Annotated in this window: 18 protein-coding genes; 13 read left to right on the top strand and 5 right to left on the bottom strand. The window is 60.7% G+C overall.

Going from position 1 to position 13859, the window contains the following annotated elements:
- Nucleotides 1–53: 53 nt before the first annotated feature.
- Nucleotides 54–401, bottom strand: a complete 348-nt coding sequence (locus tag GAL_RS03600; RefSeq protein WP_024096231.1) for a RidA family protein — start codon at nt 399–401, stop codon at nt 54–56.
- Nucleotides 402–728: 327 nt separating this feature from the next.
- Here GAL_RS03600 and GAL_RS03595 point away from each other — a divergent pair, with 327 nt between their 5' ends.
- Genes GAL_RS03595 through GAL_RS03575 form a run of 5 tightly spaced genes read left to right on the top strand, consistent with a single transcriptional unit; the run spans nt 729 to nt 6607 of the window.
- Nucleotides 729–1760 carry a BMP family protein gene (locus GAL_RS03595; RefSeq protein ID WP_024096230.1) on the top strand — a complete coding sequence of 344 codons (1032 nt, stop codon included), beginning with the start codon at nt 729–731 and terminating at the stop codon, nt 1758–1760.
- Between the two features lie 13 nt (nt 1761–1773).
- Nucleotides 1774–3342, top strand: coding sequence for an ABC transporter ATP-binding protein (locus tag GAL_RS03590; RefSeq protein ID WP_024096229.1), 1569 nt, complete (start codon nt 1774–1776; stop codon nt 3340–3342).
- Nucleotides 3332–4381: an ABC transporter permease gene (locus GAL_RS03585; RefSeq protein WP_024096228.1), complete on the top strand. Its 1050-nt coding sequence runs from the start codon at nt 3332–3334 to the stop codon at nt 4379–4381. Before GAL_RS03590 ends, GAL_RS03585 begins: the two co-directional genes overlap by 11 nt.
- A 1-nt stretch (nt 4382) precedes the next feature.
- The gene (locus GAL_RS03580; RefSeq protein WP_024096227.1) at nt 4383–5327 is read left to right on the top strand and encodes an ABC transporter permease; all 945 of its coding nucleotides are present in this window, start codon (nt 4383–4385) and stop codon (nt 5325–5327) included.
- Nucleotides 5327–6607 (top strand): amidohydrolase family protein, encoded by a 1281-nt coding sequence (locus GAL_RS03575; RefSeq protein WP_024096226.1) that lies wholly within the window; start codon nt 5327–5329, stop codon nt 6605–6607. Before GAL_RS03580 ends, GAL_RS03575 begins: the two co-directional genes overlap by 1 nt.
- A gap of 7 nt (nt 6608–6614) precedes the next feature.
- Here GAL_RS03575 and GAL_RS03570 read toward each other — a convergent pair whose 3' ends face one another.
- Nucleotides 6615–7196 carry an exopolysaccharide biosynthesis protein gene (locus tag GAL_RS03570; RefSeq protein ID WP_024096225.1) on the bottom strand — a complete coding sequence of 194 codons (582 nt, stop codon included), beginning with the start codon at nt 7194–7196 and terminating at the stop codon, nt 6615–6617.
- A 347-nt stretch (nt 7197–7543) separates the two neighbouring features.
- Between GAL_RS03570 and GAL_RS03565 the strand changes: the two genes are divergently transcribed.
- Entirely contained in the window at nt 7544–7669 is a 126-nt protein-coding gene (locus GAL_RS03565) for an entericidin A/B family lipoprotein (RefSeq protein WP_024096224.1), read from the top strand.
- Between the two features lie 109 nt (nt 7670–7778).
- On the opposite strand, the gene GAL_RS22630 is transcribed toward GAL_RS03565, so the two are convergent.
- Nucleotides 7779–7928 (bottom strand): hypothetical protein, encoded by a 150-nt coding sequence (locus GAL_RS22630; RefSeq protein ID WP_169731155.1) that lies wholly within the window; start codon nt 7926–7928, stop codon nt 7779–7781.
- Here GAL_RS22630 and GAL_RS03560 point away from each other — a divergent pair.
- The 3 genes from GAL_RS03560 (at nt 7922) to GAL_RS03550 (ending at nt 9926) form a co-directional block, all read left to right on the top strand.
- Nucleotides 7922–9337 carry a mechanosensitive ion channel domain-containing protein gene (locus GAL_RS03560; protein ID WP_244462772.1) on the top strand — a complete coding sequence of 472 codons (1416 nt, stop codon included), beginning with the start codon at nt 7922–7924 and terminating at the stop codon, nt 9335–9337. The two genes, GAL_RS22630 and GAL_RS03560, sit on opposite strands and share 7 nt — an antisense overlap.
- Nucleotides 9338–9425: 88 nt before the next feature.
- On the top strand, nt 9426–9689 hold the full coding sequence (locus GAL_RS03555; protein WP_024096222.1) for a DUF7218 family protein: 264 nt from the start codon (nt 9426–9428) through the stop codon (nt 9687–9689).
- 57 nt (nt 9690–9746) lie between these two features.
- Nucleotides 9747–9926, top strand: coding sequence for a PLDc N-terminal domain-containing protein (locus GAL_RS03550; RefSeq protein ID WP_024096221.1), 180 nt, complete (start codon nt 9747–9749; stop codon nt 9924–9926).
- Between the two features lie 92 nt (nt 9927–10018).
- On the opposite strand, the gene GAL_RS03545 is transcribed toward GAL_RS03550, so the two are convergent.
- The gene (locus GAL_RS03545) at nt 10019–10528 is read right to left on the bottom strand and encodes a pyridoxamine 5'-phosphate oxidase family protein (RefSeq protein ID WP_024096220.1); all 510 of its coding nucleotides are present in this window, start codon (nt 10526–10528) and stop codon (nt 10019–10021) included.
- Between the two features lie 117 nt (nt 10529–10645).
- On the bottom strand, nt 10646–10843 hold the full coding sequence (locus tag GAL_RS03540) for a CsbD family protein (RefSeq protein ID WP_024096219.1): 198 nt from the start codon (nt 10841–10843) through the stop codon (nt 10646–10648).
- A gap of 214 nt (nt 10844–11057) precedes the next feature.
- On the opposite strand from GAL_RS03540, the gene GAL_RS03535 reads away from it, so the two are divergent.
- The 4 genes from GAL_RS03535 (at nt 11058) to GAL_RS03520 (ending at nt 13834) form a co-directional block, all read left to right on the top strand.
- Complete coding sequence (locus GAL_RS03535; protein WP_024096218.1) at nt 11058–11612, top strand: hypothetical protein; 555 nt, start codon at nt 11058–11060, stop codon at nt 11610–11612.
- On the top strand, nt 11612–12022 hold the full coding sequence (locus tag GAL_RS03530; RefSeq protein ID WP_024096217.1) for a phage holin family protein: 411 nt from the start codon (nt 11612–11614) through the stop codon (nt 12020–12022). The genes GAL_RS03535 and GAL_RS03530 overlap by 1 nt, the downstream gene beginning before the upstream one ends.
- Nucleotides 12015–12749, top strand: coding sequence for a hypothetical protein (locus GAL_RS03525; protein ID WP_024096216.1), 735 nt, complete (start codon nt 12015–12017; stop codon nt 12747–12749). Before GAL_RS03530 ends, GAL_RS03525 begins: the two co-directional genes overlap by 8 nt.
- Before the next feature lie 62 nt (nt 12750–12811).
- Nucleotides 12812–13834, top strand: coding sequence for an AI-2E family transporter (locus GAL_RS03520; protein ID WP_040104229.1), 1023 nt, complete (start codon nt 12812–12814; stop codon nt 13832–13834).
- Nucleotides 13835–13859: the final 25 nt, after the last annotated feature.

The raw sequence follows: 13859 nt of genomic DNA, 5'->3' as shown, positions 1-13859 counted from the left end.
CAACAGACAGCCAAGGCCCCCGGCGCATCCGGGGCCTTTTGCAATTGCGGATATCAGGCAGCAGCAACCACGATCATTTCGACCAGTAGCTCAGGCCGCGCCAGCTTGGCTTCCCCGCAGGCCCGCGCCGGGGCCGCGCCCTCAGGCACCCAGGCATCCCAAACCGCATTCATCGCCGCAAAATCGGCCATATCGGAGAGCCAGATTGTGCATTGCAGCATGCGGGATTTGTCGCTGCCTGCTTCGGCCAGAAGGGCGTCGATCTTATCAAGGCAATCCTGCGTCTGCTGGGCAATGCTGGCCCCGGCGGTGCCGACCTGACCACAGAGGTAAATGGTATCGCCATGCTTGACGATTTTGCTCATGCGGGTGCCGGTATGGTGGCGTTCGATCTGTGTCATTTGATCCTCATGCGATGACGGCCACGCCGGAGGGCGGGTCTGCATCAGGGATATCGGTCCGGCCGTGGCATGGCAATGCACCCCGAGACGGACATCAGCTGCCAGCAATTCACCGGCAGCAAGCCGTTCAAATACCGCACAAATTTTGATATTTGAATTCGTCCTTGCCGAAAAGAGAAGCGCCCCCCTATAGTTTCCCCTGCGGAACATATGACGCGTATTGCCGGGGTCACGACCGAGCCCCTAGCGTCGATAACACGCGGGCTTGACCGGCGACGTTCCAAAAGAGCCTGCAACACCGCAGGGCCATCGACAGGGGGAAATGACATGACATCGACCAAGACCCGCGCGCGGATGTCGCGCCGCCAGTTTCTGCTCAGCTGTGCCGCTGGTGCGCTGACCGTTGGGCTGGGAAGCACTCTGGCTGGGCAAGCACAGGCCGCGGAACCGATCAAGGTTGCAGGCATCTACACGGTGCCCGTCGAACAGCAGTGGGTCAGCCGCATCCATGTTGCTGCCCTCGCCGCGAAGGATCGCGGTGATATCACCTATACCTTCTCTGAGAACACCTCGAACACCGATTACCCGCGCGTGATGCGGGAATACGCCGAACAGGGTCACAAGCTGATCATCGGTGAGATTTTCGGCGTAGAGGCCGAGGCCCGCGAGGTCGCCGCCGATTACCCGGATGTGGCCTTCCTGATGGGAAGCTCTTTCAAGGAAGATCCTGCGCTGCCCAACCTGGCAGTGTTCGACAATTATATTCAGGATGCGTCCTACCTGTCCGGCATCGTCGCCGGTGCGATGTCCGAGAGTGGTAATATCGGCATGGTCGGCGGTTTCCCCATTCCTGAGGTGAACCGCCTGATGCATGCCTTCATGGCCGGTGCGCGGGAAATGAACCCCGACATCACCTTCCAGGTCTCCTTCATCGGCAGCTGGTTTGACCCGCCGAAGGCAAAGGAAACCGCCTTTGCGATGATCGAAAACGGGGCAGATATGCTCTATGCGGAACGCTTTGGGGTGTCGGATGCTGCCAAGGAAAAGGGCGTTCTGGCCATCGGCAATGTGATCGACACGCAGGGCGACTACCCTGACACTGTCGCGGCCTCGGCCCTGTGGCATTTTGAGCCAACGTTGGATGCTGCGATTGCCAAGGTGCGGGACGGCAGCTTCACTGCGGCGGACTATGGCGTCTATTCCTTCATGAAGGAAGGAGGCGCATCCCTGGCGCCTTTTGGCACCTTTGAGGGGAAGATTCCGCAGAAAGCACTGGACCTGATCGCCAGCCGCACAGCGGCCATCAAGGATGGCTCCTATGTGGTGGAAATCAACGACGCTGAGCCTGCGTCCTCCTGACGAGAGGCCGCGCATGACGTCGGACCAGATGGCGGCGGCATCGGGGACCACCCCGGTGCTGCGCCTGCAAAATATCACCAAACGCTTTGGCAGCGTCACCGCAAACGCTGACGTGAGCTTTGACCTGTTTCCGGGCGAAGTCATTGCCTTGCTTGGGGAAAATGGCGCGGGCAAGACCACGCTGATGAACATCCTGTTTGGTCAGTACACGGCCGATGCAGGCTGTGTGGAGCTGTTTGGCTCCCCCCTGCCCCCCGGTGCGCCGCGCGCAGCGCTGGATGGCGGTGTCGGCATGGTGCATCAACATTTCACCCTGGCCGACAATCTGACGGTCTGGGAGAACATCACCCTTGGTGTGGAGCCGCTGCTGGGTCTCGGCCTTCGGGCCGGACCGGCCAAGGCCCGCGTCCGCGCACTGGCCGAGCAGTTTCATCTGAAGGTCGACCCCAACGCCAAGGTGTCCCGGCTCACCGTGGGTGAACGGCAGCGAGTTGAGATCCTGAAGGCGCTTTACCGGGACGCCCGGATCCTTATTCTGGACGAGCCGACGGCGGTCCTGACGCCCCAGGAGGCTGATGCGCTCTTTGCGACCCTACGCGAAGCCATCAGCCGGGGGCTGTCCGTGATCTTCATCTCCCACAAACTGCATGAGGTGATGGCGATTTCAGACCGCGTATTGGTGCTGCGCCATGGCCGATTGGTCGCCGAACGCAATACCGCCGAGACCAGCCCTGATCAACTGGCCGCATTGATGGTGGGCGCGGAGGTGACGCCCGCGAAATTTGCCGTCAACACACCCGGCCCTGCCCTGTTGCAATTGCGCGATGTCACCACCTCCACCATCGGCGCAGCCCCCGGGTTGCAGCGGGTCTCGCTGGATCTGGCGGCAGGGCAAATTACAGGGCTGGCCGGGGTTTCTGGCAATGGACAGGCCGCGCTGTCTGATCTGGTCTCCGGCCTGATCACGCCGCAATCCGGCAGCCTGATCCTGAATGGCAGCGATATTGCGAGCTGGACACCACGCAAAGCCATTAGTGCAGGTATTGCCCGCATCCCCGAAGACCGCCACAAAACCGGGACGATTGCCGATTTTGATCTGACGGAGAATGCAATCCTTGAAACCTACGCCACCCGTTTCAGCCACCGTGGCTGGCTTGACTGGCGGGCCGCGCGTGACTTCGCCAAGACCGTGATCGCGGGCTATGATGTCCGCTGCCCCGGCCCGGACACCCGCATTCGTCTGCTGTCCGGTGGGAATATGCAGAAGCTGATCCTTGGCCGCGTGCTGGAGCAGGCCCCGCAGATCATCCTCGCCAATCAGCCGGTGCGCGGGCTGGATATCGGCGCGGTCACCTATGTGCATGAACAACTGGCCAAGGCCTGTGCCCGAGGCGCGGCGGTCTTGCTGATCTCTGAGGATCTGGACGAGATCATGCAGCTATCTGATGTGATTCATGTGATCAGCGAAGGGCGTCTAAGCCCCGGGTTTGCCCGAGGCTCCAAACAGCCAGAAGAGCTAGGGGCCTGGATGGCCGGTCATGGCTTTGACAGCCCACAGACGGAGGATGGCCATGCGGCTTGAACCGATTGCCGCGCCAAGCTGGCCGCGGCGGCTGATGCCGCCTGCGCTGGCGCTGTTGGCGACCTTTGTGATTGCCGCAGCACTGGCCCAGATTGCTGGTGGAGAGCCACTGTCAATCTTTGGCCTGATCCTGACCGGCGCGTTCGGGTCGAAATTTGCGCTATTGGAAACCCTGAACCGGGCAACCCCGCTGATCTTCACCGGCCTCGCCATTGCCGTCGCCTTTCGCGCCAAACTTTGGAATATCGGCGCTGAGGCGCAGCTTTATGCTGGGGCGGTTATCACGGTTGTGCTGGGAACCGGCGCGCTGAACCTGCCTGCGCCCCTGCTGCTGCCGCTGCTGGGTCTGGCCGCGATGGTCGCCGGGGCTGCGCTATTGCTGGGGCCTGCGCTGCTGAAAACGCGGCTGGGGGTGGATGAGGTGGTCACCACGCTCCTGTTCAACTTCATCTTTCTCTTGTTTGTCTCCTACCTGCTCGAAGGGCCGCTGAAGGATCCGATGGGGATGGGCTGGCCGAAATCCCCACGGCTGAGCCCCGACGCGCGTCTGCCTCGGGTGGTGGACGGGCTGCGGCTGCACTGGGGGTTTGCGCTGGCGCTGATTTCAGCTGTGGTGATCTGGGTAATCAATACACGCACCACGCTGGGCTATGAGATGCGCGCGGTTGGCCAGAACGCCGAGGCCGCGCGATTTGCGGGCATTCCGGTCACGCGCGTAATCCTCAAGACTGCACTGTTATCGGGCGGTCTGGCCGGGCTCGCAGGTTACTCCGAGGTATCAGGCCTCAAAGGCGCGCTGACGCTCGATCTCAGCCCCGGTTTTGGCTACACCGGCATCGTTGTGGCCATGCTTGCCCTGCTGCATCCAATCGGGGTTGTTTTTGCGGCATTGTTTGTGGCGGCCATTTTCGTCGGTGCCGACAGCATGAGCCGCGCTGCGGGTGTGCCGAGTTATCTGGCCGATATCATGCTGGCCTCTGCCCTGCTGCTGATGGTGCTGGCGATCCTTCTGAGCAAATTCCGGCTGCGGAGGGACTGAGATGGACATTCTCGAAATCCTGCTTTCCGCCAGCTTCTGGGCAGCCGCCATCCGCATCGCCTCGCCGCTGATCTTTGCCACATTGGGAGAGCTGATCTGCGAACGCGCCGGTGTGCTGAACCTCGGGATTGAGGGGATCATGGTCGCTGGCGCCTTCTCCGGCTGGATTGCGGTCTGGGCGGGCCTGCCGCTTTGGGGTGGGGTTGGTGTGGCGCTGCTGACTGGCATGGGTTTTGGCCTGCTACATGCGACGCTCAGCGTACCCTTTGGTCTCTCGCAGCATGTGGTGGGCATCGGGCTGACACTTCTGGCCACCTCCCTGACCTTCTACACCTACCGCGTGGTGCTGCCCGAGGTGTCATCGCCGCCTAAGATCGAAGCCTTCCAACCCTATGAAATCCCGTTCTTATCAGACCTGCCGCTACTCGGACCGGCACTGTTTTCCCAGACACCACTGACCTATGCCGCCTTTGTGCTGGCCGGGCTGTGTGCCTATACGCTGTATCGGACGCCGCTAGGCCTTGCGGTGCGGGCTGCAGGAGAGAACCCGTCGGCCGTGGCCGCGCAGGGGCTGTCGGTGACCGCGATCCGCATGGGCGCGGTGGTCGTCGGCAGCGGGTTTATGGCGGTGGGCGGCGCGTTTCTGACGCTCTCGGCCTTTGACAGCTTCTTCTTCGACATGGTGAACGGGCGCGGCTGGATCTGTATTGCATTGGTGGTTTTTGGCGCGTGGAGACCGGGTAAGGCGGTGCTTGGCGCGATCCTTTTTGCGGCCTTTGATGCGCTGCAAATCCGCCTGCAACAAACCGGAATCGGCGCGGTGGTGCCCTATCAGTTGTTCCTGATGCTGCCCTATATTCTGTCGATACTGGCGCTGGTCGTGATGTCGCGCCGCGCCGAGGTGCCTGCCGCGCTGATGGTGCCATTCAACAAGGGAGAGAGATGATGTTGGACCTGTTGATCAAGGGCGGCACCCTGCCCGACGGTTCTGTCGCGGATATCGGCATCACCGGCGACCGGATCAGCGAGGTTGCGGCCTCCATCACAGCCGAGACGCACGAAGTTATAGACGCCAGCGGCGATCTGGTCTCGCCCCCTTTTGTGGATCCGCATTTTCACATGGATGCAACGCTGTCCTACGGGCTGCCACGGGTCAACGCCTCCGGCACACTTCTGGAGGGTATCAGCCTTTGGGGGGAGCTGCGCGAGCAGGCCAGTGTCGACGATATGGTCAACCGCGCGCTGACCTATTGCGATTGGGCGGCCAGCATGGGGTTGCTGGCGATCCGTACCCATGTGGATATCACCGCAGATCACCTGCGGGGCGTGACCGCGATGCTGGAGGTTCGCGAGGCCGTGAAGGAGTATATCGACCTGCAACTTGTCGCCTTCCCGCAGGATGGGCTCTATCGCGCTGAAAACGGGCGCGAAAACCTGATCCGCGCACTGGATATGGGGGTCGATGTGGTCGGTGGCATTCCACATTTCGAACGCAGCATGCAGGATGGCTCGGACTCTCTGCGCGACCTTTGCAAGATTGCGGCGGATCGGGGTTTGCAGGTTGATATCCACTGCGACGAGACCGATGACCCCCTGTCGCGTCATATTGAGACCCTGGCGCAGGAAACCCTGCGGCACGGGTTACAGGGACGCGTTGCGGGCAGTCACCTCACCTCGATGCATTCAATGGACAACTACTATGTCTCCAAACTGCTGCCGCTGATCGCCGAAGCGGAAATCGCGGCCATCCCCAACCCGCTGATCAATATCGTTTTGCAGGGACGGCATGACAGCTTCCCGAAGCGGCGCGGCCTGACCCGCGTGAAGGAACTGCTTGAAGCGGGTGTCACCGTAGGCTGGGGTCAGGACTGCGTGCTGGATCCCTGGTACAGCCTTGGCACCGGCGACATGCTGGATGTGGCCTTCATGGGGATGCATGTGGCGCAGATGACCCACCCCGATGAGATGGCGCAGTGTTTCACCATGGTGACCGAGAGCAATGCCGCCATCATGGGGCTTGAGGGCTATGGGCTGAAGAAAGGTGACCGTGCATCGCTGGTGGTGCTGGATGCCGCCACCCCGACCGAGGCGCTGCGTCTGCGGCCTGCGCGCCTCGCGGTGATTTCACGCGGCAAGGTGATCAGCCGGAGCGCGCGCGGCGATGCGGACCTGTCCATCCCCGGTCGCCCAGCAAAGGTGCGGCGGCGTCATCAACGGCCCGGATGACCTGACATCAGAGCAGCAGATACGGCAGGCCAATCCCCGCCGCGGCCAGCAATAGCAAAGCAATCAGCATTACCAATCCGTCACGGGTCAACATCGCGACGGCGAGGCTACTGACGACAATCCCCAGTGTGGAGGAACTGAACGGCACCAGTTCGAGAAATGGCATTGCCAGCCCGCAGAGCGCGCAGATGACCCATGGGATTGTCAGAAAAGGCTGCCGTAGCAAAATCTTGACACGGGCCTCCGTATGACGGTCCAGAAACCGAGCCATGCGACGCATCGGCCCCAACACCTTTCGCGCACGGTCAGAGGAGACCCGCTGCTTTCGAAGCCAATCCGGCAACCAGAGATGATCGCGCCCCAATGCCATCTGCCCTGCAATCAGGAAGATCAGCATACCGCAGATTGTGGAGAATAGCGGCACCCCGCTGAGAGGGGACACAACCGCCATGGCAGGGAGCAGCAGGGTCGCCGACATCGATGAGTGGCCCAGATCCTCCACAACGTCCGCCACGCTGATGCTGTCTTCCTCAAGCAGCTCTGTTGTGGCCTCGATCATTTCGGCAACGGGCTGATCTTGGGATGTCATGTTCTGCAGGCTCCTGTCCGGCAATTCAGAATAAACTTAGTACCAAAACGTATTGGTGGCGCTGTGGTTCCGACACAGTCACCCCTCAGAACTCCACACTAACCTGTCAGCCATTTTCTTTTCTGATCAGCCGCTTCGGTGGGAACCGATGCTGCGCGACGGGCGTTATCCCAGCGCAACCCCGTGATGAGACGGGACAGGCCCCAGCTGATCGGGGCCAACCGGGGACGCGACCGGGCATTTGCCCGCGCCCCACCCTTCCGCTGGTCGCAGACTGGCGCGCATAAGACCGGAGGATATTCCGGATTGGAAACGGCCCCAGCGCCGTGAAACGAAAGGAAATTGATATGCGACTTTTCATTGCTGCACTTGCTCTGGCCGGCCTGGCCGCTTGCGAAACCACCGAAGGGTTCGGCCGCGACGTCTCAGATCTTGGCGATGCCATTACCGAAGAATCTCAGGAAGCACAGTAAACCAACTGCGCCCGAGCACCCCGTCAGATCCGTTCTGGCGGGGTGTTTTTGCATTTGAGGTAGTTTGTCGTGACATCGACGCCCGTCTGCGGTTGACCTAGCCCTGAAGTCACAGAACCATAGCGGAGCGGCAGCCAGCCTTGACTTCGATCCGCTGCCGAAATTTCACATCTGCGCCCCAGACCGAGGATGCCAATGCCTGACTGCCCTGCCCGCCGCCCAGCAATCGCTGTATCGGGCGTACGCCCTGCCATGACATGCATCATCTGCCCCGAGCGGGCGCTGCAGTTGCTGTTGCACGGTCTGGCGGTAGCAACCCTGATGATATCCTTGCTGATGCCGGTTCTGGCGGCAGCCCAGACTAGCAGCGAACCGGTTCAAACTAACAGCGCAATCCAACTGGACGGCAAAGCAGCTCCGGATTCGCAGATCCGCCGCCGGATCGTCGAACTCCTGGGGGAAATCGACGGGTTTGATAAAGTCGGCGTCACGGTTTCCAACGGTGTGGTAACCCTTGCGGGAGAAGTTCTGGACAACGCACGCCAGACCCAACTCACCACCATGATTGAGCGGATTGATGGTGTCGTGGCGATCGAAAACCAAACCCTGGTCAATGGTCGGCTGGACGAACGGCTGGACTCAGCCGTCTCCAGACTGAAGGAGCGGACCCGCAATATCATCGCCAATGCGCCGATCTTCTTTGTTGCGATGCTGGTCTTCGTGATGATCTCCGCCTTTGGATGGCTGGTCACCACCCGGCTGCGGATCTGGCAACGTCTGGCGCCCAATTCCTTTATCGCAGAGGTCTACAGCGCCGTTGCCCGCATCGCCTTCATCATTCTGGGGCTGGTGGTGGCACTGGATATCCTAAACGCAACCGCGTTGCTGGGTGCGGTTCTGGGGGCTGCGGGTGTGGCGGGGCTCGCGGTTGGTTTTGCGGTGCGCGACACGGTAGAGAATTTCATCGCCTCAATCCTGCTGAGCCTGCGGCAACCCTTCAGACCGAATGATTTTGTCGAGATCGCTGGCGATATGGGCACTGTGGCCCGGCTGACCTCGCGTGCAACCATTCTGATTTCACCGGAGGGCAACCATATCCGCATCCCGAATGCGACCGTATTTAAGGGCCGGATTGTGAATTACACACGCGACGCCAACCGGCGGTTTGAATTTGAGCTGGGGGTTGATGCGGACGCCGATCTGGCAGCGGCCCTATCGACGGCAGTCGACGCATTGCAATCGCTGCCCTTCGTGCTGCGCGATCCGTCGGTGGGGGCATGGGTCAAGGAAGTGGGCGATTCCAACGTGATCTTGACCTTCACCGGCTGGGTGGACCAGACCCGCAGCAGCTTTCTGAAGGCGCGCGGCGAGGCGATCCGCACCGCCAAAACCGCCCTGGAGAGCAACGGATTTGGCCTGCCAGAACCGATCTACCGCCTGCGCGTGGATGCCAAGGCCGGGGCCAGCCTGTTGCCCATCACCGATCAGCCGCGTGGAGACACCGCTGATCCGTCGCCGCAGCCTGCACCAGCTGCGGCAGAGACTCCCCTTCCAGCAGCCGCTGATCCGGCGCGGGTTGAAGACGCCAATGAGGAAGCCGCCACCCGTGAACGCAACGCCCCCGACGGCGGTGGCGATCTGCTGAGTGAGGGCCAGAAAGCGGAATAAACCTCGCGCAGCGCAACCGTGAAGACTGATGTTTCCGCGGAACAATCGCTCATGTCTCTGCGTTGCCCCTGAGACAAAGGAGCATCCCATGGCAAAAACCCACAGCCCCTCTATCAAGAATGACAGCACCTATGATGCTCTCCGCGACAAGGGCTATAGCAAGTCCAAGGCCGCAGCTATCGCCAATGCCCAGGCCAACGACACTATGGCCCCCTCTGAAAAAGGCGGCAAAGCGCCACCATATGAGGATTGGACCAAGGATGAGTTGATGGAGCGTGCCCGCGAGCTTGAGGTTGAGGGGCGTTCGACCATGAACAAAGATGAACTGATCAAGGCTTTGCGCAAGGGCTGATCCAGTCAGGCCCGCGCTGCGCGGTCTGTAACACCCTTCAACCAGGAGATGTGATAGATGATAGAATATGCTGGAATTGGCGGGCTTATTGTCCTGCTGTTATCGATCTGGGCGATCGTATCAATTGTCGGATCCAATGCCAGCACCGGCAAAAAGGTCATCTGGGTGGTCTTTGTCCTGATCCTGCCCATATTTGGGTTTATCTGCTGGCTGCTTTTTGGTCCCCGCGCGCGCTAGCCAGTGCGCTTTAGTTCGATGATACAAAAACAGCGCCGTCTTTTGCGAGACAGCGCTGTTTGTTTTGCATGTTCGGGCGGCCCGCGGCGGCCTCAGGTATTGAGCTGGAGCACGTGGTGTACGCCAACGTCCGGGTGGCCTTCGGTCTCGCTCATGCTGGCGCGCAGCAGTTTCAGACCAACCAGAACCGCGTTGCCCTGCGAGGCCCAGACCGCCGCCTCCCGCGGGGTCATCCTTAATAGCGTGACCTTTGGATCATCGCGCCCCTTCTCGAACCAGGCACCGACTGCAAAGCTCCAAAGCTCGTCCAGCTTATCGGGATCATTGGTGACCTCAATCGGGCCGCGCACGCTGGCGTGATAGTCCTGGCCATCCGACACAAAGGTCAGCTGTGCGTCAGCGCCAAGGCCGGTTGCCTTGACCAGATCGCTGTCGGATGAGCTGATGAACCAGATCGCGCCATTCTCTACGTCGGCGAAATGAGTCATCGGCTGCGGGTGCTGGTCACTGTCGCGTACCGCCAGCATAGAGGTGCGGCGTTTTTCCAGTTGATACCAGAGTTGGGAGGTCGCTTCGTCTTTTGTCTCGGTCTGTCGTGCCACGGATAAAGTCCTTTTGCTCTATGTACTCGCGTCTGTTCTCTGATTTGTGCTGGGGACGGACGTCAGCCCGTTCCCCATGTCGCTATCTGCGATTACTGTGGTCGATACGGGGACCAGTCAGACAGAAGCGAAGAATTTGTCCAATTCACGCTCCGCTTCCTCACGGGCTTTGCCGTATTTGGTTTGCAACAGGCCGACCAGCTGCTCGCGGTCACCCTTGGCCTGCTCCACTTCGTCATCCGTCAAATCGCCATAGGCTTCGCGGAATTTACCCTTCAGGGTCGCCCAATTACCTTTGATCTGGTCCTGGTTCATAGCGTGCTCCTATCGTTTAGTACCCTCGCAAAACCAACGTGCCGATATCGCCTTAGTTCCCAGAAGTTTTACCCTCGGTACCACCACCGGCCCCCTACGTCACATCTTCTGCCGATTGTACTGGCTGCGTCCGCCGATTGCGCAAAGGATCGGGAACCAACAGCCGTAGTCAGCGTTGAGAGCATGAGCCATCCAGACAGAACAGGAGAGGCAAATGACTGATCACAGCACGACCCCGCACCCTATTGAGCGGGCCAAGCAGCATGCAAGCGAACTGGCCGAACAGGCGCAGGACACGCTGCGAAGTGAGGCGCGCGCCCGAGCCGAAGAGGCACAGACGCAGGCAGCAGGTGAAGCGGCCGCCGTGGCCCGCGCGGCAGACGCTGCGGCGTCTGAACTTCCGCAGGGATCTTTTCAGGCTGAAGCTGCGCAGCAACTTGCACAGGGCCTGGAACAATTCGCAGATAAAGTCCGGACTGCCGATATCGACAAGGTGCTCCGCGATACCGGCGATTTTGCCCGCAAGAATCCGATGCTATTTCTTGGCGGGGCCGCCCTGCTTGGCTTTGCCGCAACACGGTTTCTGAAGTCCACGGCCCCGGACTCGGGCCACGCTACGACTGTCGCAGACGACACCGCCGATGACCCATGGGGTAGCTACGAGGCAAACCACGTCTATCCGACCAACGACACCAACTCTGACCACGGTGCGATGGCGCGCGAGACCGGTCACGGATCTGCCTCGGACGCCACGCGGAGGGTGTCCTAATGGAAGAGCAGAATACAGCAGCCAGCCCCTCCGAGGCGCCGGGCATTATGGTGACCGTGCTGAAGCAGATGTCACAGCTGATGCAGGATGAGGTGCGACTGATACGGGCAGAGATGTCCCGCAACCTCTCCCGCGCGGGCGTGGCGCTTGCGATGATCGCGGTCGGCGCCGTACTGGCCGTCGTGGGCCTGCATGTGCTGGCCGCTGCTCTGGTCGCGGCAATCTCTGCCCTGGGCCTGAGCGTCGGCACCGCCGCGCTGATTGTTGGTGGACCGCTAATCGCGCTGGCGGTTGGTCTGGTCATGCTGGGCGTCAACCGTCTGTCCCCGTCCGCCCTGATGCCCGATCGCAGCCTGCGCAACGTCCAGCGCGACCTGAAGACACTGAAGGAGACCACCCGCCATGCCTGAGACATCTGATCTGACCGATCTTGAGAGTGAAGTGGCCCGCGACCGCGTGGCCTTGTCCAAATCCCTTGATACACTGGCTGTTAGCCTCTCGCCTGATCGCATCGCAACGCAGGTCTCGGCCACCGCATCGCACTACGGCGGCGAAATCTCGCAACAACTGTGGTCAACCGCGCGGGCCAACCCGGCGGCACTGGCCTTGGTTGGCACCGGTATTGCGCTGCTGATGTCCGGCGCTGGCCAGCGCCGCGACGCTGCCGCGCGACCGCAATCCGATGCCCCTGCGGGGCCACCTGTGACACCAACAGCCCAGTCATTCGCGAGCAAAAGTCCAAGTGCCAAACGCTTGCGCGCTGCCTTGGATCACGGGTTGGACAAACTACCGCCCAAAGCCCGCAAACAAATCCGCAAGGCGAGGATGTCCGCGATCCAGATTCAGGAAGATTTGGAGCGCCGCGCCGCCAAGCTCAGCCGAGCGTCACAGGAGGGTATTGCAGCCCAGCCCTTGGTCGCTGGCGGGCTGGCCTTCGGCCTCGGTGCCGTCGCTGCGGCGTTGCTACCGCAAACCCGGCAGGAAGATGCGCTCCTAGGCGAAAAGCGCGATGCGTTGATGGCAGAAGCCCGCGACATTCTGCAACAGGAGATGCGCAGCCTTGCCGACAAGGGCGAAACAGCCCTACACGATCAGGTCAGCAAAGGGCGTGACGCCCTGCGTGCCTCACTCGACTGAGCTTACAACTCCCCTCCGCACTGACGATGCCGGAGGGGTTTTCTTTGAACAAGGCCTTTGCGATGTTGAATTCAATGCTCTCTGACCGGGCCGCACGTATCATGCTGCTCATCCTGACAGCCCTTGCCCTTGGCCTTGCACTTTTCTTTGCAAAACCCGTACTTGCGCCGGTTATCTTTGCCGTGGTTGTCGGCATTGTGGTTTCGCCTCTGGCGGATCGGCTGCAGGGCATCGGAGTCGCGCGCGTGATTGTCGCCGCCAGTTTATTGCTGTTTTCATGTGTCATCATTGTTCTGCTCTTCCTATCCCTTGAACCGCTGATTTCGGGCGTGGTCGAAGATCTGCCAAAGATCAAACAGGAGATAAGAAGCTGGGTTTACATGATGTCTGGCCTGCTGCGCGGAATTGAGGCGATCAGTCAAGAAATAGAACAAACAGTCGGTACAGGCGGCGCTGAAACAGATGTCACGAGCGGTTTTCCGACACTGATGGACGCACTGTGGGTGGCGCCGAACTTTGGCGCTCAGGTGTTCATCTTCATCGGAACGCTGTTCTTTTTCGTGCTCACGCGGACCGATATCTACGCGGCGGCCGGATCGTTGGGCAAACGGCTCTATCGTGCCGAACATGAGGTCGCGCGGTATTTTGCGGCTGTGACGCTGGTCAATGCAGGCCTGGGCGTAGCCACCGCGATTGGCCTTGCGACCCTTGGTATCAACAGCGCGTTAATCTGGGGGCTCGCGGCGATGCTGCTGAACTTCATTCTCTACCTCGGACCGCTGATGATGATCGCAGGGCTGACCTTTGTCGGGATGACGCAGTTGGGCGGCGCCGCAGCGCTAATGCCACCGGCGCTGTTTTTGGCGCTCAATCTAATTGAGGCACAATTTGTGACGCCCGCCTTTGTGGGTCATCAACTGCATCTCAGTCCCCTTGTGGTGTTCCTTGCCATTGTTTTCGGCTTGTGGATCTGGGGACCTGTCGGCGCTATTGTCGCCTTACCAGTGATGCTGTGGATTGGGCAGTTGCTGCGCTCCTCGGCAGAGGCGCGCAGACTACAGGGCGATGAAACCCAAACAAGTTGAGCCGCGTTGATCGGGCGGAGGCGCT

The organism is Phaeobacter gallaeciensis DSM 26640 (assembly GCF_000511385.1).
In the GTDB taxonomy this organism is placed as follows: domain Bacteria; phylum Pseudomonadota; class Alphaproteobacteria; order Rhodobacterales; family Rhodobacteraceae; genus Phaeobacter; species Phaeobacter gallaeciensis.
The sequence above is the reverse complement of the archived record's forward strand: the minus strand, read 5'-3'. Positions and strand labels throughout refer to the sequence as shown.

Bases quoted from the DNA above. Each gene is read 5' to 3' on its own strand.
- GAL_RS03600 (WP_024096231.1), bottom strand. From the start codon at position 401: ATGACACAGATCGAACGCCACCATACCGGCACCCGCATGAGCAAAATC.
- GAL_RS03595 (WP_024096230.1), top strand. From the start codon at position 729: ATGACATCGACCAAGACCCGCGCGCGGATGTCGCGCCGCCAGTTTCTG.
- GAL_RS03590 (WP_024096229.1), top strand. From the start codon at position 1,774: ATGACGTCGGACCAGATGGCGGCGGCATCGGGGACCACCCCGGTGCTG.
- GAL_RS03585 (WP_024096228.1), top strand. From the start codon at position 3,332: ATGCGGCTTGAACCGATTGCCGCGCCAAGCTGGCCGCGGCGGCTGATG.
- GAL_RS03580 (WP_024096227.1), top strand. From the start codon at position 4,383: ATGGACATTCTCGAAATCCTGCTTTCCGCCAGCTTCTGGGCAGCCGCC.
- GAL_RS03575 (WP_024096226.1), top strand. From the start codon at position 5,327: ATGTTGGACCTGTTGATCAAGGGCGGCACCCTGCCCGACGGTTCTGTC.
- GAL_RS03570 (WP_024096225.1), bottom strand. From the start codon at position 7,196: ATGACATCCCAAGATCAGCCCGTTGCCGAAATGATCGAGGCCACAACA.
- GAL_RS03565 (WP_024096224.1), top strand. From the start codon at position 7,544: ATGCGACTTTTCATTGCTGCACTTGCTCTGGCCGGCCTGGCCGCTTGC.
- GAL_RS03560 (WP_244462772.1), top strand. From the start codon at position 7,922: ATGACATGCATCATCTGCCCCGAGCGGGCGCTGCAGTTGCTGTTGCAC.
- GAL_RS22630 (WP_169731155.1), bottom strand. From the start codon at position 7,928: ATGTCATGGCAGGGCGTACGCCCGATACAGCGATTGCTGGGCGGCGGG.
- GAL_RS03555 (WP_024096222.1), top strand. From the start codon at position 9,426: ATGGCAAAAACCCACAGCCCCTCTATCAAGAATGACAGCACCTATGAT.
- GAL_RS03550 (WP_024096221.1), top strand. From the start codon at position 9,747: ATGATAGAATATGCTGGAATTGGCGGGCTTATTGTCCTGCTGTTATCG.
- GAL_RS03540 (WP_024096219.1), bottom strand. From the start codon at position 10,843: ATGAACCAGGACCAGATCAAAGGTAATTGGGCGACCCTGAAGGGTAAA.
- GAL_RS03535 (WP_024096218.1), top strand. From the start codon at position 11,058: ATGACTGATCACAGCACGACCCCGCACCCTATTGAGCGGGCCAAGCAG.
- GAL_RS03530 (WP_024096217.1), top strand. From the start codon at position 11,612: ATGGAAGAGCAGAATACAGCAGCCAGCCCCTCCGAGGCGCCGGGCATT.
- GAL_RS03525 (WP_024096216.1), top strand. From the start codon at position 12,015: ATGCCTGAGACATCTGATCTGACCGATCTTGAGAGTGAAGTGGCCCGC.
- GAL_RS03520 (WP_040104229.1), top strand. From the start codon at position 12,812: ATGTTGAATTCAATGCTCTCTGACCGGGCCGCACGTATCATGCTGCTC.